Genomic DNA, 19848 nt, shown 5'->3' with positions numbered 1-19848 from the left:
TCGACCGAACCGGTCGCTAGGCCGCGGCCTTCGCGCCCGCGTTGCCTCCGGCTTCAGCGCTGCGCAGGTTCAATCGCCCGACTGCGAGGCCGACGGCGAACAGCGCAATGGCGAACAGTGCGATGATGCCGATGTTTCCGAGAATCGGGAGCACGGTCTCGGGGGTGATTTCCGTGAGGTGGATTGCCTGCCCGATGGCTTCGGTGTACCAAGAGGTTGGGATGAACCGTGAAAGCGTCTGCACTTCGGGTGCGAGCAGATCGAGGCTGATCCAAGCTCCGCCGAGAAACGAGATCACCATGCCGGCGATGTTGCCGACGGCGTTGGCAACCATCTCGCTTGCGCCGATCTGCCCGAGAAAGAATCCGATCGAGAGCGGAACGAGCGAGAACACGAGTGCGGTCGCGAGTACGAGCGCGACGGCCGGCAGCGGCACGCCCCCGAGCGACGAGCCAAATGCAGCGAGGCCGATTCCGCAGGTGATCGCCCATACTGCAAGGGTGACGAGCAGGCAGGCCGCCGCTTTCTGCATGCCGAGGCGCAGGGTGCTTACCGGTGCGATAAGGTTGCGGCGGTGCACGTCGGTGCGGTTGAAAGCGCTCATGAGCAAACCGACGCATACGACGATGGCGGCCGTCATGGTGTAGGACCCCCATTGCAGGTAGAAAGCGAAGCGGTCAGCCGGTTTTGCCCCGTTCGGCGTCTGAACCGTTTCGACATCGGCCGATTCGGCGGCTGCTTGGTCGGCGCGTGCGAGCACCGAGGGTACCGAGGCATCCGGCTCGAGGGCTGCCGTTGCCCGCACGAGGCCCAGGTACTGGTTCACCTGCTCGTCGACCAGCGTTCCCGCCATCGTGCCGAAGCTGTACGTTGATTCGAGCGTCGGTTCGACGGCACCCGTGCGAGCAGCCTCGAGGTAGTCTTCGCCGTAACCTTGCGGGATGACGAGCAGATAGCGCACTTCGCCGGTAGCGACGGCGTCCTGCATGGCAAACGAGTCGTCGGCGACGTCAACGAGTTCCGCGGTTTCGCCAAGGTACGCTGTCAGGCTTTCGGAAAGCTCGCTCTGGTCGCGGTCGACCACGGCGATGGGCACCTTCGTGGCGGTGTAGCTTCCATCGTCGGCAACGCCCGAGTTGATGCTCGCCGAAATGAATACGCCCATGCAGCTCAGGAAGCCGACGTAGACGAGCAGGTACACGGGGTGGTTCAAAACGATGCGCAGGGCGGCTTTAAAGGCTTGCATAGCGCTGCCTCCTTACGAACAGAGCGGATACGGCGAACAGCACAACGGTCATGACGAGGAGGATGCCCGCCTTCTCGGCGAAGGGGACGAGCGAATCGTAGTAGTACAGGCTGTAGAACGCGTCGGTGACAACTTTTGCCGGATTGACGGCGGCGAGCACCGGGGCCTCGCGGGCGATCTGGTCGGCAAGATCCATGCACGGTTCGCCGTAGAGCCCCGCAAAGAGCGAGAGCAGGCACGTAAGGCCTGTGAGCAACCCTGTTTTCACGCCGAATCCCACTTTCGGAAGCGAACCGAGCAGGGTGCCGAGCGAAGTTGCGAACAGGGCGGCGACCGCAATGGCGACCACGCACATCCCCTCGCGGCCTGCAAAATCAACGCCTACGACGAACCTGATGAAGAGGAAGGCCACGAGAAGGCACGCAAACGAGATGGCCCAGCTTGCCGCCAAGGTGGCCACAAGCGTTTTGCCGCGGCTCGTCGCGCCGATCGCCCGGCGAGCACCGAGGGGCGTGAGGTTCGGCTGCGTTTCGCAGATGGCGAGCATGCCCACCTGTCCGCAGAAAAGCGCTGCCATGCCGAGAAGCGCATAGTAGTAGCGCACCGATTGGACGGGTGTTGAGTGCGTGAGCGATACCTGCACGGTGGCATTGCCGTGCGTGAGAGCCTCTTCGACAAGATCGGGGTCGGCCAGCGCAAGCGGGTTGTCTGCGGCGAGGGAGGCGAGCAGATCGGCGTTGCGCACGTAGGTGTTCATGACGGTGTCTAAGATGGTGCGCCCGATTTGCTCGACGCCGAGGCCTCCCGAATCGGGAGAGACGGCGAGTTTCGGGGTTCCGTCCGCTTCGACGGAAACGATGCCGATCACCTCGCCGGCCGTGAGCGCGTTTCGCGCTTCGTCGACGGTGGCGAACGTTTGGATATCGAGCAGCTGATCGTCGCCCTCTTCTCCCAATTCGTCGATGACGCTCGAGAAAGCCGTCGCCTCGTCGTAATGGGCGTCGGTAACCACGGCGGTTGCAACCGGATCGAACGCCGTCGCGTCATCGAGGTTCGCGAACATGAGCATGAACATGGTTGAAAGCAGGATGGGGAAGGCGAGCGACCATATGAAGAGCTCCCGCTTGCGCGTGAGCACCATGAGCGCTCCTTTGAATACGTTGAACATGGCTTTCTCCTAGTCCCTGAGCGCTTTGCCGGTGATCTCGAGGAACACGTCGTTCAAGGTCGGCGGCTCTGCGTAAATGCGCCCCGTGGCAACGCCCGCGGTGGCGAGCACGCCGAGCACATCGGAGACGTTGTGCGTTCCGTTGGTGCACGCTGCTTCGAGCGCCGTGCCGTCAAACGTTGCGCCGAGAACGTTCGGAAGCGCTCGCACCGTGCCGAGGAGCGCGTCGTCGAGGGCGTTCACTTCCACGCGAATGCGTTCGCCTGTTCCGATCATTGCTTTGAGTTCGTCGTTCGTTCCCGTTGCGAGCGCATGCCCCTGATCCATGATCATGATGCGCGTGCATATTTCTTCGACTTCCTCCATGTAGTGGCTCGTGTACACCACGGTCGATCCCTCGCGGTTCAAGCGCAAGATGCCCTCGAGGATGGAGTTTCGGCTTTGCGGGTCGACGGCTACGGTAGGCTCGTCGAAGAAGATGAGCTCGGGCTTGTGCGCGATGCCGCAAGCGATGTTCAGGCGGCGGAGCAGGCCGCCCGAGAGCTTGCGCGGGCGGAACTTCGTGTAGTCCTCGAGGCCGACGAACTCGATCGCCTCGTCGACGAGCGAGCGGCGCTTCTGCTTGTCCTCAACATAGAGCGCGCAGAAGTAATCGATGTTCTCGCGTACGGTCAGCTCTTCGAATACGGCGACGTTTTGGGGCACGATGCCGATCTTGCGTTTGAGGTCGTAGCGGGTGGGGGTCATCTTTTCCCCGAACAGTTTGATCTCGCCTTTGTCGTAGGTGAGCAGCTGCAGGATGCAGTTGATAGCGGTCGTCTTGCCGCTGCCGTTCGGCCCGAGCAGGCCGAACACTTCGCCTGGCTCGATATGGAGATCGAAATGATCCAAAGCGACCACTTCTTTGTAGCGCTTCACGAGGTTGTTGACATCGACGATATGCATGGGTCCTCCTGTTGTAGGTGTGATTCCATTGTCGGCTTTCCGTTGCGGCCCTGGAAGTGAGCGGTGTCATCGAACGACGTGACAAATGTCACGACTTTCTTGGCTGCGCCGTGCGGGCGCGCCGGCGTCCGACGTCGACGGTCGAGGCTTTTGCCTGATGAACGTTTCGCATGCGAGTACGGAAGAGCCATGGCCGCCTTGCAGCGGATGCTCGGCCTTGCGCCGCGCCGTCTATTCGCACGCCGTCCCGCTCCCGTTTCGGATACAATGGGCGCATGGAGAGGCTTCTGGATAAGACGATCGTGCTGGTGGGCTGCGTAGCGGTGATGTTCTTCATGCCGTTCGAGGCGGCGCAGGTGGTCGGCTTGTTAACGTCTCTTGCGATAAGCAGCCTGCACGAAGTGCCCGCTGTGCCCCGCGGGGTGCGCGCGGCGATGCTCGTCGCCTATTTGGCCGTCGCTCTTTTCGTCCATGACTTTTCCCTGTTCATACCTCTCATTGCTTACGATTGCATGCGCGCCGAGTCGTGGATCGTCCGTCTCTGCTGGGCGGTGAGCCCCCTTGTGGCCGCCGATGCGCTTCCCATTCCCGTGATCGTCTTCGTCTACGTCGCTTCGGGCGTGGCATGCATTCTGTCGTACCGTACGACCCAAAGGCTGCAGGAGCGCATGCGGTTCCTCGCGCTGCGCGACGAACTGCATGAAGCGTCGATGGCGCTCGAGCTCAGGAACCGCGATCTGCAAGAAAAGCAGGACTATGAGGTTACCCTTGCCACGCTCAACGAGCGGAGTCGCATTGCGCGCGAGATACACGACAACGTCGGGCACCTGCTGACGCGTTCGGTGCTGCAGGTCGAGGCGCTTCAGGTGGTGCATGCTGAAGACGGGCAGATCAAGAAAGAGCTTGAACAGGTCGGATCGACGTTACACGAGGCGCTCGATACGGTGAGGCGAAGCGTTCACGATCTGCATGACGAATCGCTCGATCTCCGTACTCAACTCACTTCCATTGCGAAAAGCGATCGCACCCTTTCCGTCGACCTCGATTTCAAGGCCGACGACGTGCCATCGGCGGTCGGGTACTGCTTCATCGCCATCGTGCGCGAATCGCTTGCCAATGCGGCCAAGCATTCCGACGCCGATTGCGTTCACGTCTCGGTGATCGAGTACCCTGCCTTTTGGCGTTTGACCGTGCACGACAACGGCGGCGCTTCGGATAAGCGACTCGCTTTCGATTCTTTTTCGGGAAAGGTGCCTGACGGCGAGGCGCGCAAAGGGCCCGGTATCGGGCTGCAGACGATGGAGGATCGCGCCCGCTCTCTTGGGGGCGTGTTCAGAACCGATTACGACAAGGGTTTTCGCATTTTCGCGACGATACCGAAGGAGACGGCATGAACGGCAGGGATACGGTGATTCGGGTCGCCATCGTGGACGACGACGAGTTCGTGCGATCGTCCCTTGCGACGATCCTTTCAGCTCAGAGCGATATCGAGGTGTGCGCAACCGGATCCGACGGGGCCGAGGCTGCGGCGCTGTTCTCCGAGTTCGCTCCCGATGTTCTGTTGATGGACATTCAGATGTCGGGCACGAACGGGCTTGCGGCGGCGAGGGGGATCCTTGCCGGCCATCCCGATGCGAAAGTCGTTTTCCTCACAACGTTCTCCGACGACGAGTACATCGTCGAGGCTTTGCGCATGGGTGCCCGCGGATACCTGATCAAGCAGGAAGTTGCGAACATCGCGCCGGCGGTTCGCTCGGTCGTAGCGGGCCAAAGCGTACTCGGCGGCGAGGTCATCGGGAGGGTGGATACGCTGATGCGCGCCGAAGCGGGGGAAAAGAGTGGGTCGGATGCCGAAGACGCGGATGGGGATGTCGCAAAAACGCGCCGCGAAGCCGCGAAGGCGCACGGTCTTTCCGATCGCGAGTACGAGATCATCGAGCTTATCGCCCAGGGATTCGACAACAAGATGATAGCGGCCGAGCTGTTTATCGGCGAGGGAACGGTGCGCAACCACGTGAGCGCCATCCTTCAGAAACTCGATCTGAAGAACAGAACGCAGCTTGCCGTTTACTACTATCGGGATTTATCGAAAGCAGATGCTTAGAGGAGCTCTTTGAGGGCTTTCTCGGCCATTTCGCTCATGCGGGAATCAAGCTCGACGTACGCATCGAGAATCTTATCTCCCGCTTCGGTGAGCGTGCTGCCGTGGGCGCCGTCTCGATCGAGAAGCTGCACCCCAAGCGCCGCTTCGGTCTCCTTGATGATGCGCCAGGCTTTGCTGTACGCCATGCCCATGCCCTTTGCCGCTGCATTGAGCGAACCGGTCTCGCGAACGCCTAAGCATAGGTTCGCAATGCCTCGGCCGAACACCGAACCGCTTTCCGATGAGGGGTTTTCGATGCTCAGGCGAATGCCGGGCTTCAAAGCGCTCAGATCTGCCATAGGTTACCTGCCTATCCGGTCTTGGGCGGTTGTGCCGAGCGACGGGCTGGCTACCGCTGATCAAGAAACTTTACGATTGCCTGCTCGATGCTTTCAGGCGCACTGTCGATTATATCCGTAAACCTGATTTCCGTCTCGTCGAGATTCGCAAGGTTCGCCGGAATGTAATCGAGGCCGGTTTCTTTTGCGATAAGCTCGTTGAGTTCGCATCCGCTCAAGCAAGCCGCTTCTTCGGGAAGGGCGGCTCCCGGCGCGATGCCGTGGATGGCGCGGTAGACGCTTTCGCCGAACTTCGCCCAATGAGCCGTGCTCGCAATGAGCACCGGATTCTCGCCGCGAAGGTTCTGCGCTGCCTGGTAAGCCACCGCCGTATGCGGGTCGAGCAGGTAGTTGTGATGCTCGAAGACCTCTTTGATGGCGGCGAAGCAGGCGGCGCTGTCGATGGAATCGGCTGCAAAATCGCTGCGGAGCTTCGCGAAGGTTTCCTCGTCGATGCGGAAAGAGCGCTTATCGCGCAGGTCGGCCATCCACGAGCGAATGGCCTCGCCGCTGCGGCCCGTCAGCTCGAAAAGCTGCCGCTCGAGGTTCGAGGACACGAGGATGTCCATCGAAGGCGAAGGCGTGAGCACGAATTCTCGTTCGGAGATGTCGTAGGTGCCGGTGTTGATGAAATCGGCGAGCACGCGGTTCTCGTTGCTCGCGCACAAGAGCATGTCGATCGGCGTACCGATCTGCTTGGCGTACCATGCGGCGAGGATGTTCCCGAAGTTGCCGGTGGGCACGCAGACGTCGATCGGCTGACCGGCGGCGACCTTGCCCGAGCCGACCAAGACGGCGTAGCTGGAAACGTAGTAGACGATCTGAGGCAGAAGCCTGCCCCAGTTGATGGAGTTGGCGCTCGAGAGGGCGATTTTCCGCTCTCCCATGAGGCTTTCGGCGAACGGGCCGTCGCCGAAGACGGCTTTCGCGCCGGTTTGGCAATCGTCGAAGTTGCCGCATACCGCCCATACCATAACGTTGTCGCCCGCCTGGGTGGCCATCTGCTTGTATTGGATGTCGCTTACGCCGCCGTGAGGGTACATGACGGCAATGTTCGTACCCGCTTGATCTTTGAAACCCTCGAGTGCGGCTTTGCCGGTGTCGCCCGAGGTGGCAACGAGGATGAGGAAATCGTTGTCGATAGTGCCGGCATCTTTGAGCGCGGCTGCGCTCGCCGAGAAGAAGCGGGGCAGGCACTGCAGCGCCATGTCTTTGAACGCGCTTGTGGGGCCGTGCCACAGTTCGAGCATATGCGTCGAGGCGTCGAGGGAGGTGATGGGGCAGATATCCTCGTCGTCGAAGTTCTCGCCGTATGCCTGGGCCATAAGCTCTTCGATCGTTTCGGCATCCAGGTCGATGTCGAAGGCCCGGTAGATGCGCGCAGCCCTCTGGGCATAGGGGAGCTCCGCCATCGAAACGATCTCGTCGAGCGTGAAGTGCGGCACGCTTTCGGGTACGTAGAGCCCGCCTCCCTCGGCCAGCCCGTTGACGACGGCTTCGGTGAAGGGGACGGGGGCGTCGCACAGCCCGCGCGTATCGATGTAGCGGTTCTGAGTCATCTGAGCATTCTTTCTGCCGGTGTCGAAAAGCCACATCAGTATACTATGCACCCAAATGAGCCGACTTGCGTAAGGAGGTTGATTTCATGCAATACGCATGAGGGCCGATGCGCTGCTCCATGCGAGTGTCCGAAGCGCATTCTGCGCAACGTCGCAGGCTGTTCGGCGGCGTGCGACGTTGCGCCGTTGCCTACTTCGTGTCGGCCCGCCCGCCCGCCGCGGGCTCTTCGCCTTCGACTTTGACCCAGGGGTTTTCCTTGCGCGCCTCGGCGATAAGCTCGTCGTTCGTCTTGAACAGCGCGCTTCCGATGACGCATACGACGGCGCACAGAAGGCCGCCGACGGGAAACGCGATCCAGCTCACGGCGAAGCCGCCGTGGCCGTTTCTGATGTATTCCTTGAGTTCGAACTTGTCGAAGCCACTCGATGCGAAATCGCCCAAGCTCGGCAAGAAGCCCCATACCAAGAATACGATGACGGCGAGTATCATGATCGCGCCGCAGATGCAGCCGAGGATGTGGTCGCGCTTGAGCTCGGCTGCCGTTTTCGCACGGGGGTCGCCCGGCTTGACGGTGCCGTCTTTGGCGATGTAGGTGATCTCCGAGCGATCGTATTTTTCCTTCTGCATGCCCGCGTATACGAGTATGTAGACGGCGATTGCCAAAACAAACAGAAACGGTCCCATGAACAGATCGAAGTGGAACGTCGTGAAGCCGAGGTCGACGATGTCTCCGTGCTCGGGCGAAAAGCCGATAAGCGCTATGACGTCGAGCAGGATCAGTCCGACGCCGATGGCGATCATCGTCGTGAAGCGGCGACCGAACCGATCGAGCACGTCGGTCTCGTAGCGCGGGTCGATGCCGGCGTGCTTGCGCTTGAATTCGGTGTGGCCGAGTCCCGAGACGATGCCGATGACGGTCGCGATGATGATGAAGAAGAACATGACGACCGTCGAAAGGTTCGAGGGAAAGCCGCTCGCGTCGAGCATGATGAGCAGTCCGACGCCCAGTAAGACGAAAAACGGAATGGCGGCGATCGCTTTGCTATGGCGGTTCATGTGCACATCGTAGAGCTCGGTGTCGTGCACGTTGGCGATGCGCACGCTGCCGCGCATGAGATCGTCGAGGTTCGTGTTGTAGAGGTCGCACAGCATAAGAAGCTTGTCGGTCTCGGGGAAGTTGATGTTGGCTTCCCACTTCGAGATGGTCTGACGGGAAACGCCGAGCTGCTCGGCGAGGGCTTCCTGGGTGACACCGTAATGCTGGCGTATGTAGACGAGGTTGTCTGCAAAGCTCATGGGTTCGGGTCCTTTCGCGTTTGGTGGTATTGTATCCGATGCACGAGGTTCGCGGGCCCTGCGCACCTCGCTTCGGCGTTCCAAACGATACGGTTGCGCCGCCGCAACGCCCAGCAATCTGATGTTGCGTTTCGGTCTTTTTTTCGCGCGTTCAAGTTGCGGAGCTTCTGATCAGGCATTTTATAACGGATCAACCGATTGCTTCGTTTCGGTACGCGAAAGCCCCGAACGGGTTGCGAAGATCGTTTCCCGGTAAACGCCAGCGCTGTTCTAGGCTTAAGGCGGGTTTCGGCCCCGCGGTTGCCTGCTGTATTCCTCTTTCGGGTACGCCCTCGTAGTCCGCCAACCGCCTTCGTGCGACGGGTTTTTTTGCTCCCCGATGATTTCTGCTGGCAAAACGCCTGACGGGAAATCGTTCGGACGGCGAAAAGCGTGGAAAAGCTTCGCACGGAGGCGGTTGGCGGACATGGCCGTGCCCCGGAAGGGAGCCCACAGAGAATCGCGTGGTTTTCGCGCGGGTGTATCCGCCGTTTCCTCCATGACATGGCAACAGGTTTGTGCGACAATGATTTTGAAAGCAGACGACTCGCACGTAAGGTATCGATACACATGTCAGCCCAGTTCAACATTCTGGCGGCAAATCCTGCCGCCGTTGCTCTTTTGCAGCAAGATCTCGGCTTGCCGCATTTCGTAGCCGCTACGCTCGTTGCCCGCGGGATCGACACCCCCGCGGCCGCGCGGGAATTCCTCTCGCCCTCGCTTGAGCGCGACTGGCTCGATCCGTACACCATCCCCGGTTTGTCCGATGTAGCCGATGCGCTCGAAGCGTGCATCAAGCAAGACAAGCACATCATCGTGTTCGGCGATTTCGATCTCGACGGCATCTCGGCAACCGCCACGCTCACGCGGGGCCTACGCGATCTCGGCGGCCGCGTGACGCCGTTCATTCCGCTCAGGTTCGACGAGGGGTACGGTCTGTCGGCGGAGGCATTCGAGCGCATTAAAAAGCTCTCGCCCGATTTCATCGTCACCGTCGACTGCGGCATCGCCTCGAAGAACGAAGCGGAGCTCATTAAGGCAGCCGGCGTGGGCTTGGCGATCACCGATCACCACGAACCGGCCGATCTTGTTCCGCAAGGCGTGCCGGTGGCCGATCCGAAATGCGGACCCGATTGCCCGAGTTCGATTCTGGCGGGCGTGGGCGTCGCCCTCAAGCTCGTGCAGGTGCTCGGCGGGCGTTTGGGCAAGCCGCATCTGTGGCGCGAATACACCGATCTCGCCACGCTCGGCACCGTAGCAGATCTCATGCCGATGCTCTCGGAGAATCGCGCGCTTGTAGCCGACGGCCTCGCCCGCATGAACAAGGCTCCCAGGCCCTGCATTGCGGCGCTGCTTGCATCCGCAGGCGTTTCCGACAAGGAACTCACCGCGACCAACATGAGCTTCTCGATCATCCCGAGGCTGAACGCGGCGGGGCGCATGGGCGACGCGCAGGCGGCCCTCGACCTTCTGCTCTCCGACGACTTCGAGGAGGCGAGCAGAAAAGCCGCCGAGCTCGAAACCATCAACGATACGCGCCGCACCATCGAGGCGGAGCTGTCCGAAATCGCGAAGGTGCAAGCCGCCGAGCTCTATCACGGGCAGCGCGCGCTCGTGGTGTCGGGCGACGGCTGGCACGAAGGCGTGAAGGGCATCGTGGCGAGCAGGCTCGTGAACACGTACGGCGTGCCGGCGCTCCTCTTCACAATCGATGGCGACGAGGCGCGCGGTTCGGGCCGCAGCGTAGGGCAGGTGAACCTGTTCAAGGCGGTCGAAGGTCTATCCGATCTGCTCATTCGCTTCGGTGGCCACGAAGCCGCCGTCGGCGTGACGCTTCCGGCCGACAAGCTTCCCGAATTCACCGAGCGTTTGTGCGCGCATCTCGACGAGCTTCCGCCCGACAGCTTCCACCCCCGCATCGAGATCGATGCGTGCGTCGATCTATCGGAGCTTACGCTCGAAAACGTGGCGGAGCTCTCTCGGCTTGCCCCCTTCGGGCAGGAGAATCCGGTTCCTCGCTACCTCGCCCGCGACGTTACGCTCGCGGGCTGCCGTGCGGTGGGGGCCGAGAAGAACCACTTCTCCTGCCAGCTTTCAGACGGCAAGCATACGGTTGCGGGCATCATGTTCCATTGCTCCGACCTCGAAACCCTCATGCACTGCGACAGCGTAGTCAACGCAGCGTTTGAGGTGCAGATAGACGAGTGGCGGGGCAGGCGTACGGTGAAAGCCATGCTCTCCTCGATTGCTCCCGCCCGCGCTTGCGCGGGACTCGAGGCGTGCCTCAATCCCGAAAACGTGAGCTTCGTCGGCGATCTGTACGCTACGAGCGATGCGGAGATATGCTCCGACTGCCAGGAAAGCGCCGAGGCGATCGAGGCGTACGAGGCCGAGCGCGAGAAGAACCGGCAGTTCTGGGAGCGGAAAGCCGCCGAGGACCCCGATGTGCTTCAGGCTGCCATCGTCCAGGCGCTTATCGGCGACGGCAGTTTGCACCAGTCGCAGCGCGAGGTGCTCGAGGCGCTCTCTCAGGGTGCATCCACGCTCGCCGTCATGGCGACGGGCCGCGGCAAATCGCTTACCTTCCAGGTCCATGCCGCCTGCGAGGCGTTGCTGCGAGGCGGGACGAGCCTGTTCGTGTACCCGTTGCGTGCGCTGATCGCCGATCAGGCGTTCCATATCAACGAGACGCTCGAAGCGTTCGGCATTGCGAGCGCGGTGCTCACCGGGGAGAACACGCCCGAGGAGCGCCGTCAGACGTTCGAGACCCTGAGCGAAGGTTCGTGCGACATCGTGCTCACGACGCCCGAGTTCCTCGCCTTCCATGCCGACGAGTTCGCCCGTGCGCGTCGCATCGGGTTCGTGGTGGTTGACGAAGCCCATCACATCGGCATGGCGAAAGCCGGCCAACGTGTTGCGTATGCGTCGATCGGGTCGTCGATCGCGAAGCTCGGCGAGCCTGTGGTACTCGCGCTCACGGCAACGGCGGATGCCGAGATGGCCGATGCCATCGTCTCGACGCTCGGCATCGAACGCACCGTTCTCGACGATACACGCCGCTGCAACCTCGAAGTCGACGATCAGCGCAACCTCAAGAATCGCGAGAGCTACCTTGCGAATCTCATCGCGAGCGGCGAGAAGACGGTCATCTACGTCAACTCGCGCGAGCAATCGGTCGCGCTTGCCCGTGCGCTGCGCAAGCTCGTTCCCCACATGGCGCCGCTCGTCGGGTTCTACAACGCGGGTTTGACCCGCGCCGACCGCAAGCGGATCGAAGAGCTGTTCAGAACCGATGCGCTCGCCGTGCTCGTGGCGACCTCCGCATTCGGCGAAGGCGTGAACATACCCAACATCCGGCATGTGGTGCTCTTCCACATGCCGTTCAACGAGATCGAGTTCAACCAGATGAGCGGCCGCGCGGGACGCGACGGCAGGCCGGCGGTCATCCATCTTCTGTACGGTCGCGGCGATGCGGCGATCAACGAGCAGATCCTGCGCGATACGACGCCCGATCACGACTGCCTCGCCCAGGTGTACCGCGAGTTGAGGCGCATGCAGAAGGAGAGCGCCGAAAAGTATTTCACCGCGAGCAACGCCGACCTTGCGGCCGTTGCGAGCGCTAACCAGCATGGTGCGGTGAGCCCGGCGTCGGCCGCGTGCGGCGTGACGGTGTTCCGGGAGCTCGGTCTTGTCGAAACTCACACCGCGTTCGTCTCGGGCGAATCGATGCGATCGATCCACGTGCGCGCCACCGACAGCAAAGTGGAGCTCACCGACAGCGTGAGGTACCGCGAGGGCCTCGGCGAACGCGAGATATTCCAATCTTTCAAGGAATGGGCTATAAAGAGCCAAAGAGAAAAACTGCACACGCGCGTATCGGGACCGATCCTCCCCGATCGCGCTAATCGATAGACAGGGGTGGTGCGCATGGAGCAATCCGAGCGGGGCGAAAGCCGCGCGGGTCGTGCCGCGGCGAGAGACGTCGTGGTGCCGACCACGATACATGCGGTTCCCGAAGGCGGCGAAAGCATAAGCGAAGCCGTCGGTTCGCCCGAAGAGCAACCCGAAAAGGGTAAGAGAAAGGCCCGCAAGACAAAAGAAGAGCTGATAGGCGAATCCGCCAAGACGGGAAAGGCGCACGCGGAGGAATCCGACGAAGAGCTTCTCGGTCGCGCTCGGGCAACCGAGAAGAGCTTCGCGCCCGAGGCGAAGGCTTCGCGCCCGCGTATCGAAACGCCCGAGATGCGGTTCTCCGAGCTGCAACGTCAGACGTCTGCCTACATGAACGAGCCCGATGAGGAGATGCTCGAGAAGGCGTTTCTGTTCGCGCGCGACGCCCATGCGGGGCAATGCCGCAAAAGTGGCGAGCCGTTCATCGCCCATCCGGTTGAGGTGGCCATCATCCTCGCCGATCTGCGCATGGACGTCGAGTCCATCTGCGCGGCGCTTTTGCACGATACCGTCGAGGATACCAAGGTGACAAGCGAGCAGGTGGCCGAGGAGTTCAACCCCCAGATCGCCCAGCTGGTCGACGGCGTGACCAAGATCACCCGCATCGAGGTGGAAAGCCTGTCCGACGAGCAGGCCCAGACCATTCGCAAGATGTTCGTCGCCATGAACAAGGATATCCGCGTCATCGTCATCAAGCTCGCCGACCGCCTGCACAACATGCGCACGCTCTCGGCGCTCAAGGAGGATCGCCGCATTTTCAAATCGCGCGAAACGCTTGAGATCTATGCGCCGATCGCGCATCGCCTCGGCATCAATTCCATCAAATGGGAGCTTGAGGATCTCGCGTTCTACTATCTGGAGCCCAACAAGTTCAAGCAGGTTTCTCGCATGGTCACCGAAAGCCGCGAGGAGCGCGAGAACTACCTCGAGCAGATCATCGACATCCTACACGAGGAGCTCGACAAGGTGGGCGTCCAGTCGCAGATCATGGGGCGCCCGAAGCACCTGTACTCGATCTACCAGAAGATGACGAAGAAGGGCAAGGGTTTCTCCGAGATATACGACCTCATCGCCGTGCGGGTGATTGTGAAGTCGGTGAAGGACTGCTACTCGGCGCTCGGCGCCGTGCATACGCTGTGGCATCCGATGCCGGGGCGTTTCAAAGATTACATTGCCATGCCGAAATTCAACATGTACCAGAGCCTCCACACGACGGTCATCGGCCCTGCCGGCCGTCCGCTCGAAGTGCAGATTCGCACCGAGGACATGCACCGGACGAGCGAATACGGCGTGGCTGCGCACTGGCGCTACAAGGAAAAGGGCGGCAAGGGCGATATGGGGCTCGACCAGCAGCTCGCCTGGCTGCGCCAAATGGTCGACTGGCAAGACGAGACGAAGGACTCGCGCGAGTTCCTCAAATCGCTCAAAGTCGACCTGGCTCCCAACGAGGTGTTCGTGTTCACGCCGAAGGGCGAGGTCATGAGTCTGCGTGCCGGATCGACGCCGGTCGATTTCGCCTATGCGATCCACACCGAAGTGGGCAACCACTGCGTGGGCGCAAAGGTCAACGGCTCCATCGTGCCTTTGACCTACGAACTGCAACTCGGTGATCGCGTGGAGATTCTCACCCAGAAGAGCGCAAGCCCCTCGCGCGACTGGCTCAACGTCGTCAAGACGCCGTCGGCGCGCAGCAAGATCCGCTCGTACTTTTCGCGGGTGAGCCGCTCCGACGACCTGCAGACCGGCCGCGATCGGCTGACGCGCGAGATGCGCAAGCACGGCCTTGGCATTTCAAGCGCTCAGAGCATGCGCGCTATCAAGACGGTGTCCGAGCATCTGGGCTACAACGATTCCGACGATATGCTCGTCCAGATCGGCACGGGCAAGGAAAGCGCCACCCATGTGGCCAATCGTCTGCTGAAGATCCTCGTCGACCGTGCCGAGAAGGATGCGGAGACGCCGGGCCTCGGATCGTCTGAGATATCGACAGGCAAGCTTCCGCCGATGCTCACCAGCGTGAAGCGCCCCAAGAAGCACGAGGCCCATACTTCCAACGGCATCGTGGTGAAGGGCATCGACGATGTGCTCGTGCGCTTGTCGCGCTGCTGCAACCCGGTGCCCGGAGACGACATCCTCGGGTTCGTCACGCGCGGGCGCGGCGTGTCGGTACATCGCGCCGATTGCCCGAACGCCGTGGATCTCATGCAGCATCCCGAGCGCATCATCGAAGTATCGTGGGAGAATGCGCCTACGCAGAACGCATCGTACAAGGTCGAGGTGTTCATCGAGGCGCTCGACCGCATGAACCTGCTGCGCGACGTAACGGTGATCCTCGCCGACATGGGAGCCAACGTGCTTTCGTGTACGACGGCATCCCATCGCGACGGCATGGTCGAGATGCGCTTTTTGTTCCAGGTATCCGATATCTCCTTCATCGATAAGATCACGACCAAGCTGCGCGGCGTCGAGGGCGTGTTCGACGCGCGGCGCATGCTGCCGGGCGAAACGTCCCGCAAGAAAGGGAAGTAACCATGTACAAGGTGAACAAGGGCTGCGTCGACATCGAGTTTCTCGTGCTGGGCATGCTTTCCAACAACACCTATCTCATCAGCGACGGCACGGCAACGCTGGTTGTCGATCCGAGCTGCCATGCCGACGAGATTCTCGAGGCGTTGGGGAATCGCAAGCTCGATGTCATCGTTCTGACGCACGGCCATTACGATCACGTGGGGGCCGCAAACGAACTCAGGGAGGCGACGGGCGCAACCGTTATCGCCTCGGCCATCGATGCGCCGATGATCGAGAGCGGCAGTCCGGCGCTTGGCAGCGGCAGGAAGATGCCGCCGTGCCCGGTCGATTCCAAAGTCGAGGACGGGGACATCGTCGAGATCGGCTCCATGGCGTGGAAGGTTGTTCTGACGCCCGGTCACACCAAAGGGAGTATGTGCCTGTTCATCGATCCGCGGTTCGGAAACAATCCCGAAGGAAGCCCCGTGCTCATCTCGGGCGACACGCTGTTCTGCGCTTCGATCGGCAGAACCGATTTCGAGGGCGGCAGCATGGACGATATGCGCGCATCGCTCAAACGGCTCGCCGTCCTTCCCGACGAGACGCTCGTATTGCCGGGTCACAACGATCTTACGACGATCGGCGCCGAGCGCAGGCGTGTGTTCGCCCAGTTCGCATAGACGATTCAGCCATGATTGCGAAGCCGGTCTCCGTCTGGGGTTCCGGCTTCTTTTTATTTCGGCAGACGGTTCCATGCGACGTGCGGGGCTTGCGGACTGCCTGAATGGCACCGCATGCTCCCGCGTAACGCAAACCGAAGCGGTCATCGACTTTACGAGAATTTTACACAACAGGCTGTATTCCCTCGAAAAAGCGGGGTGCGCGGCCTTTTCCTTTGTTAAATATACGTTAAACTAATGCCTTGTCTGCGCTGTGCGCAGATGCGATTACGGCATCGTCGGAAGGTCATACGTGGTCATTGAATGGGGAGTATTCCTCACCGAGCTCATGTCCAACCCCGCCTTGGTGGCGGTAACCCTTTTGAACATCGGCGTCATCGTTGTCAACGGCGCTACCGATGCTCCCAACGCCATTGCGACGGTCGTCGGCACGCGGTGCATGTCGGCGAAAGCAGCCATCATCATGGCTGCGGTCTGCAACTTCTTCGGCCTGCTTGTCATTACGCTCGTGTCGTCGGCGGTTGCCAACACCATCTTCCATATGGTCGATTTCGGCGGCGATCACCATTCGGCGCTCATTGCGCTCATGGCGGCCATGGTCGCCATTATCGTATGGGGTGCCGTGGCGTGGTTCTTCGGCATTCCGACAAGCCAGAGCCACTCGCTTATTGCGGGATTGACCGGCGCCGCTATCGCGCTTCAGGGCGGTCTGTCGGGCATCAACGGGGCGGAATGGATGAAGGTCATCTACGGCATCCTGCTCTCGACGTTCATGGGATTCGGGCTCGGCTGGTTGTGCGCGAAGGTTATCGCGAAGTGCTGTTCGGGGGCCGATCGGCAGAAATCCGATCACGTGTTCAAGTGGGCCCAGATCGCGGCAGGGGCGGGCGTCGCTTTCATGCACGGAGCGCAGGACGGCCAGAAGTTCATGGGCGTGTTCGTGCTCGCCATCACGCTGGCCACTGGCATCGGTCAGGCCGATCAGATGATCCTGCCCGTGTGGCTCATGATATTCTGCGCGCTCAACATGGGTCTCGGTACTGCGATCGGCGGCAAGAAGATCATCAAGAGCGTTGGCCTCGACATGGTCAAGATGGAGAAGTACCAGGGCTTCGCCGCGAGCTTTGCCGCGACGATCTGCCTCATCATATCGACGTTCGGCGGTCTGCCGGTTTCCACGACGCACACCAAGACCACGGCCATCATGGGCGTGGGCGCTGCCAAGCGCAAGAGCGCGGTCAAGTGGGGTGTGGCAGTCGACATGGTCAAAACATGGGTTCTGACGTTTCCGGGATGCGGCCTTCTAGGGTTCATCGTCGCCAAGCTATTCCTCATGATTGTGTAAGGAGCAGGTAATGGGCAAGAAGAAGAACAAGAAATTCGACTACTTCGAAGCGTTCGAGCGCCAGACGGCGCTTGCGGTGAAGGAGTCGGAACTCCTTATCGAAGCCATCGAGAACTTCACGACGGCGGAGGCCATCAAGGACATCATGCCGCGCGCTCAGGACATCGAGCATGAGGGCGACGAGATCAGCCACGACATGTACACGGCAATCGCCACCGACTTCATCACGCCGATCGAGCGTGAAGACATCATCTCGCTCACCCAATACCTCGACGATATCGTCGACTACATCGAAGATGTGCTCCAGCGCTTCTACATGTACGACATCCACTTCATGCACGACCGTGCGCTCGAGTTCGCCCAGCTCATCAATAAGAGCTGCAAAGCGCTCGATCATGCGATGGAGGATTTCCGCGACTTCAAGAAATCCAAGACGTTCAAGCAGTCCATCATCGATGTGAACAGCTACGAGGAGGAAGCCGACGAGTTCTATATGGCAACCATCCGCGAACTGCACACGAAGGACCGCGACAACGCCCTGCGCGTGCTCATCTGGTCGCAGGTGTTCGCCCGCATGGAGAAGGTTACCGATGCCTGCGAGCATGCGGCCGATACCATGCGCACGATCATGCTCAAGAATTCGTAAGGATCTCTTTCGCTCGGCAGCGGTCTTGTCCGCCGAGCCGCCCGGAAGCCGTTCACCGTTCGACCCGGAATTCGGCTATGTGCCGCGTTTCGGGTCGTTTGCTTTGCGGGGGTCGGACGTTTGCGGCTCGAAGGGGTCTTTCGGCTTGGCGGGGGCCTCGTCGCGGATCTCGGAGAGGTCCTTGACGAAGATGCGATCGCTCGGATCGCTCGGCTGCACCGGTTGGTCGGGATTCGCTCGGTGCTTTCGCAACCGTATGAGCCGGCCGCTCTTCTGCAGCTCCTTTTCCTTCTCGCGTTCGATCTTGCCCTTAGGCGGCCTGACGCGGCGCGCTACGCTCTTGACGGGGCGCGAGACGGCCCTCGTGACGACATCGGAGTAATCGCGCGGCGGCGAAGTGCGCCATCCGAAGAACAGCGACGCGTAGCGAAGGATGAGCACGAGGGCCACGCAGGCGAAAGGCGCCCACTGTTCGAGCCAGTGATTCTGTTTCATGAGCGCATAGGCGGTCGATCCGACAAGCGCGGCCGAACCGTAGAGGGTGCCCGCCTGGAAGGCTTCGGGTTCTCGATTCATGAACACGTCGCGCATGATGCCGCCGCCCACAGCGGTTACGGTGCCGAGGATGACCGAGGGTACGATATCGAGGCCCGCCGAAAGTCCTTTGCCCACGCTGAGCACCGCCCAGAGGGCGACCGAGATATTGTCGAGCAGATCGACGATGGGGTCGAGGTAGGTGGCGAGCTTGCCGAAGTAGAACACGACGACGCCCGCGATGGCGCAGGCGAGAATCAGCGTCGGTTTCTGGAAAGCGTAGATGCCGTAATTCTGGAGCAGCACATCGCGGATCACGCCGCCGAGCAGACCGCAAGTGCAGGCGATGCAGACGGTGCCGAAGATATCGTAACGGGCGCGCACGGCGCTCATGGCACCGGAAATGCCGCCAGTCAATGCGGCGGCGAGTTCGAGCCAGAACGGGACCGGAAGAACGGTTTCGAGCATGGCGCTACTCGTCGTCTACGACGACGAGCGTTGCGTTTGTCGGTTCGCCCGAGAAATCGAGGTCGCCTGTGATTCTGCGGGCAGCTTCGAGATCGAAATCCTTCGAGGCGAACGACGCGATGTTGGACTTCGCCTTTTCTTGGGCGTCGGCGAATATCTCCCAGAATCCGAGATCGCTCTCCTCCCCGGTGAAGGGGTTTGCCCAAACGGCGCGCTCGTGGTTGCCGAACTGGCTTTCCGTAATCTCGACGGGGCGGTGGCTCATCGAACGGTAGAACGAATAGGGGCGGACGAGCTCCTCGACGCGACCGATGACGGCGCGTAAGCTTCCGGTCGGCGAGTAGAAGAGGCCCTGGATGAAGCGGAAGTTGCGCACGGCGGTGGCGAACATATCCGAAGGTATGAACAGACCGTACACGGTCATGGCAACAAAGGCGTACATCTTCGAGATCGCATCGAGTACGAAATCGCTTGCCTTGAGGATTTCAACCGAGGGATTGAACGAAGCGATGGTCTGATGGCGAACCGTGAAAAGGGCCATCTCGTCGAACTCGCTTTCGATCGTGCCGTGGACCTCGTGGCCGTTGTCGCGGGAAAGGCCGTCGACGCCCGCATCGCAGACCGCGTACTCTTGGGCGAATACGAGGGGATGCATCGACGAATCGAGCGTGTAGTGGCAGAGGAAGCCGAGCGCATAGGCGCGTCCGATGGGCGCTTCGTCTTCGGCGAGCACCGAAAGCGAATCTTTGAAGGCGGCTATGAGTTCGGTGGGCTTGACGTTGTGCATGGTGGAGCCGAGCTGATGAAACTCGCGCAGGCTCGGGCTTATCACCGTATAGAACAGGGGGTCGGGTCCCTGGTTGCCCAAAAGAAACGCCTCGTACTCGTCGCGCGTCTCGCCGATCGACGCATGAAGCTCATGGTAGACATCCTGACCGAACAGGTCGTGGGTTATGATGGCCGGCATGAATCGCCTCGCAT

At 61.1% G+C, this 19848-nt stretch carries 15 protein-coding genes; 7 read left to right on the top strand and 8 right to left on the bottom strand.

The window, feature by feature from the left end; genetic code table 11:
• Window positions 1-16 precede the first annotated feature (16 nt).
• From C1722_RS13845 to C1722_RS13835, 3 genes are read right to left on the bottom strand one after another with little or no spacing between them, the layout of a single operon-like run.
• A complete protein-coding gene (locus tag C1722_RS13845; RefSeq protein WP_102379954.1) occupies window positions 17-1246 on the bottom strand; it encodes an ABC transporter permease in 1230 nt (409 codons plus the stop codon).
• A complete protein-coding gene (locus tag C1722_RS13840; protein WP_102379953.1) occupies window positions 1233-2414 on the bottom strand; it encodes an ABC transporter permease in 1182 nt (393 codons plus the stop codon). The genes C1722_RS13845 and C1722_RS13840 overlap by 14 nt, the downstream gene beginning before the upstream one ends.
• A gap of 9 nt (window positions 2415-2423) precedes the next feature.
• On the bottom strand, window positions 2424-3359 hold the full coding sequence (locus C1722_RS13835) for an ABC transporter ATP-binding protein (RefSeq protein WP_102379952.1): 936 nt from the start codon (window positions 3357-3359) through the stop codon (window positions 2424-2426).
• Between the two features lie 275 nt (window positions 3360-3634).
• Here C1722_RS13835 and C1722_RS13830 point away from each other — a divergent pair, with 275 nt between their 5' ends.
• Together C1722_RS13830 and C1722_RS13825 are read left to right on the top strand one after the other, a co-directional pair.
• Window positions 3635-4753, top strand: coding sequence for a sensor histidine kinase (locus tag C1722_RS13830; RefSeq protein WP_102379951.1), 1119 nt, complete (start codon window positions 3635-3637; stop codon window positions 4751-4753).
• Window positions 4750-5463, top strand: a complete 714-nt coding sequence (locus tag C1722_RS13825) for a response regulator (protein WP_244902585.1) — start codon at window positions 4750-4752, stop codon at window positions 5461-5463. Before C1722_RS13830 ends, C1722_RS13825 begins: the two co-directional genes overlap by 4 nt.
• On the opposite strand, the gene C1722_RS13820 is transcribed toward C1722_RS13825, so the two are convergent.
• From C1722_RS13820 to C1722_RS13810, 3 genes are all read right to left on the bottom strand, one after another.
• Window positions 5460-5801 (bottom strand): winged helix-turn-helix domain-containing protein, encoded by a 342-nt coding sequence (locus C1722_RS13820; RefSeq protein WP_102379950.1) that lies wholly within the window; start codon window positions 5799-5801, stop codon window positions 5460-5462. The two genes, C1722_RS13825 and C1722_RS13820, sit on opposite strands and share 4 nt — an antisense overlap.
• 50 nt (window positions 5802-5851) lie before the next feature.
• On the bottom strand, window positions 5852-7399 hold the full coding sequence (thrC, locus tag C1722_RS13815) for a threonine synthase (RefSeq protein WP_102379949.1): 1548 nt from the start codon (window positions 7397-7399) through the stop codon (window positions 5852-5854).
• Between the two features lie 190 nt (window positions 7400-7589).
• On the bottom strand, window positions 7590-8696 hold the full coding sequence (locus C1722_RS13810; RefSeq protein ID WP_342352772.1) for a helix-turn-helix domain-containing protein: 1107 nt from the start codon (window positions 8694-8696) through the stop codon (window positions 7590-7592).
• Window positions 8697-9305: 609 nt separating this feature from the next.
• On the opposite strand from C1722_RS13810, the gene recJ reads away from it, so the two are divergent.
• From recJ to C1722_RS13785, 5 genes are all read left to right on the top strand, one after another.
• Complete coding sequence (recJ, locus tag C1722_RS13805; RefSeq protein WP_102379948.1) at window positions 9306-12647, top strand: single-stranded-DNA-specific exonuclease RecJ; 3342 nt, start codon at window positions 9306-9308, stop codon at window positions 12645-12647.
• Between the two features lie 15 nt (window positions 12648-12662).
• Window positions 12663-15215, top strand: a complete 2553-nt coding sequence (locus C1722_RS13800; protein WP_102380402.1) for a RelA/SpoT family protein — start codon at window positions 12663-12665, stop codon at window positions 15213-15215.
• 2 nt (window positions 15216-15217) lie between these two features.
• On the top strand, window positions 15218-15874 hold the full coding sequence (locus C1722_RS13795) for an MBL fold metallo-hydrolase (RefSeq protein WP_102379947.1): 657 nt from the start codon (window positions 15218-15220) through the stop codon (window positions 15872-15874).
• Window positions 15875-16166: 292 nt separating this feature from the next.
• Window positions 16167-17219, top strand: a complete 1053-nt coding sequence (locus C1722_RS13790; protein ID WP_102379946.1) for an inorganic phosphate transporter — start codon at window positions 16167-16169, stop codon at window positions 17217-17219.
• A gap of 10 nt (window positions 17220-17229) precedes the next feature.
• Window positions 17230-17865 carry a DUF47 domain-containing protein gene (locus C1722_RS13785; RefSeq protein WP_102379945.1) on the top strand — a complete coding sequence of 212 codons (636 nt, stop codon included), beginning with the start codon at window positions 17230-17232 and terminating at the stop codon, window positions 17863-17865.
• 75 nt (window positions 17866-17940) lie between these two features.
• On the opposite strand, the gene C1722_RS13780 is transcribed toward C1722_RS13785, so the two are convergent.
• Entirely contained in the window at window positions 17941-18867 is a 927-nt protein-coding gene (locus C1722_RS13780) for a trimeric intracellular cation channel family protein (protein WP_102379944.1), read from the bottom strand.
• A gap of 4 nt (window positions 18868-18871) precedes the next feature.
• Complete coding sequence (locus tag C1722_RS13775; protein WP_102380401.1) at window positions 18872-19834, bottom strand: peptidase; 963 nt, start codon at window positions 19832-19834, stop codon at window positions 18872-18874.
• Between the last annotated feature and the right edge of the window lie 14 nt (window positions 19835-19848).

This window comes from Raoultibacter timonensis, assembly GCF_900240215.1.
Lineage (GTDB): Bacteria > Actinomycetota > Coriobacteriia > Coriobacteriales > Eggerthellaceae > Raoultibacter > Raoultibacter timonensis.
The sequence above is the reverse complement of the archived record's forward strand: the minus strand, read 5'-3'. Positions and strand labels throughout refer to the sequence as shown.

Excerpts from the sequence above, each read along its gene's own strand:
- C1722_RS13795 (WP_102379947.1), top strand. The coding sequence starts at position 15,218 with ATGTACAAGGTGAACAAGGGCTGCGTCGACATCGAGTTTCTCGTGCTG.
- C1722_RS13820 (WP_102379950.1), bottom strand. The coding sequence starts at position 5,801 with ATGGCAGATCTGAGCGCTTTGAAGCCCGGCATTCGCCTGAGCATCGAA.
- C1722_RS13780 (WP_102379944.1), bottom strand. The coding sequence starts at position 18,867 with ATGCTCGAAACCGTTCTTCCGGTCCCGTTCTGGCTCGAACTCGCCGCC.
- C1722_RS13835 (WP_102379952.1), bottom strand. The coding sequence starts at position 3,359 with ATGCATATCGTCGATGTCAACAACCTCGTGAAGCGCTACAAAGAAGTG.
- C1722_RS13825 (WP_244902585.1), top strand. The coding sequence starts at position 4,750 with ATGAACGGCAGGGATACGGTGATTCGGGTCGCCATCGTGGACGACGAC.
- C1722_RS13840 (WP_102379953.1), bottom strand. The coding sequence starts at position 2,414 with ATGTTCAACGTATTCAAAGGAGCGCTCATGGTGCTCACGCGCAAGCGG.
- C1722_RS13845 (WP_102379954.1), bottom strand. The coding sequence starts at position 1,246 with ATGCAAGCCTTTAAAGCCGCCCTGCGCATCGTTTTGAACCACCCCGTG.
- C1722_RS13810 (WP_342352772.1), bottom strand. The coding sequence starts at position 8,696 with ATGAGCTTTGCAGACAACCTCGTCTACATACGCCAGCATTACGGTGTC.
- thrC (WP_102379949.1), bottom strand. The coding sequence starts at position 7,399 with ATGACTCAGAACCGCTACATCGATACGCGCGGGCTGTGCGACGCCCCC.
- C1722_RS13800 (WP_102380402.1), top strand. The coding sequence starts at position 12,663 with ATGGAGCAATCCGAGCGGGGCGAAAGCCGCGCGGGTCGTGCCGCGGCG.
- C1722_RS13785 (WP_102379945.1), top strand. The coding sequence starts at position 17,230 with ATGGGCAAGAAGAAGAACAAGAAATTCGACTACTTCGAAGCGTTCGAG.
- C1722_RS13775 (WP_102380401.1), bottom strand. The coding sequence starts at position 19,834 with ATGCCGGCCATCATAACCCACGACCTGTTCGGTCAGGATGTCTACCAT.
- C1722_RS13830 (WP_102379951.1), top strand. The coding sequence starts at position 3,635 with ATGGAGAGGCTTCTGGATAAGACGATCGTGCTGGTGGGCTGCGTAGCG.
- recJ (WP_102379948.1), top strand. The coding sequence starts at position 9,306 with ATGTCAGCCCAGTTCAACATTCTGGCGGCAAATCCTGCCGCCGTTGCT.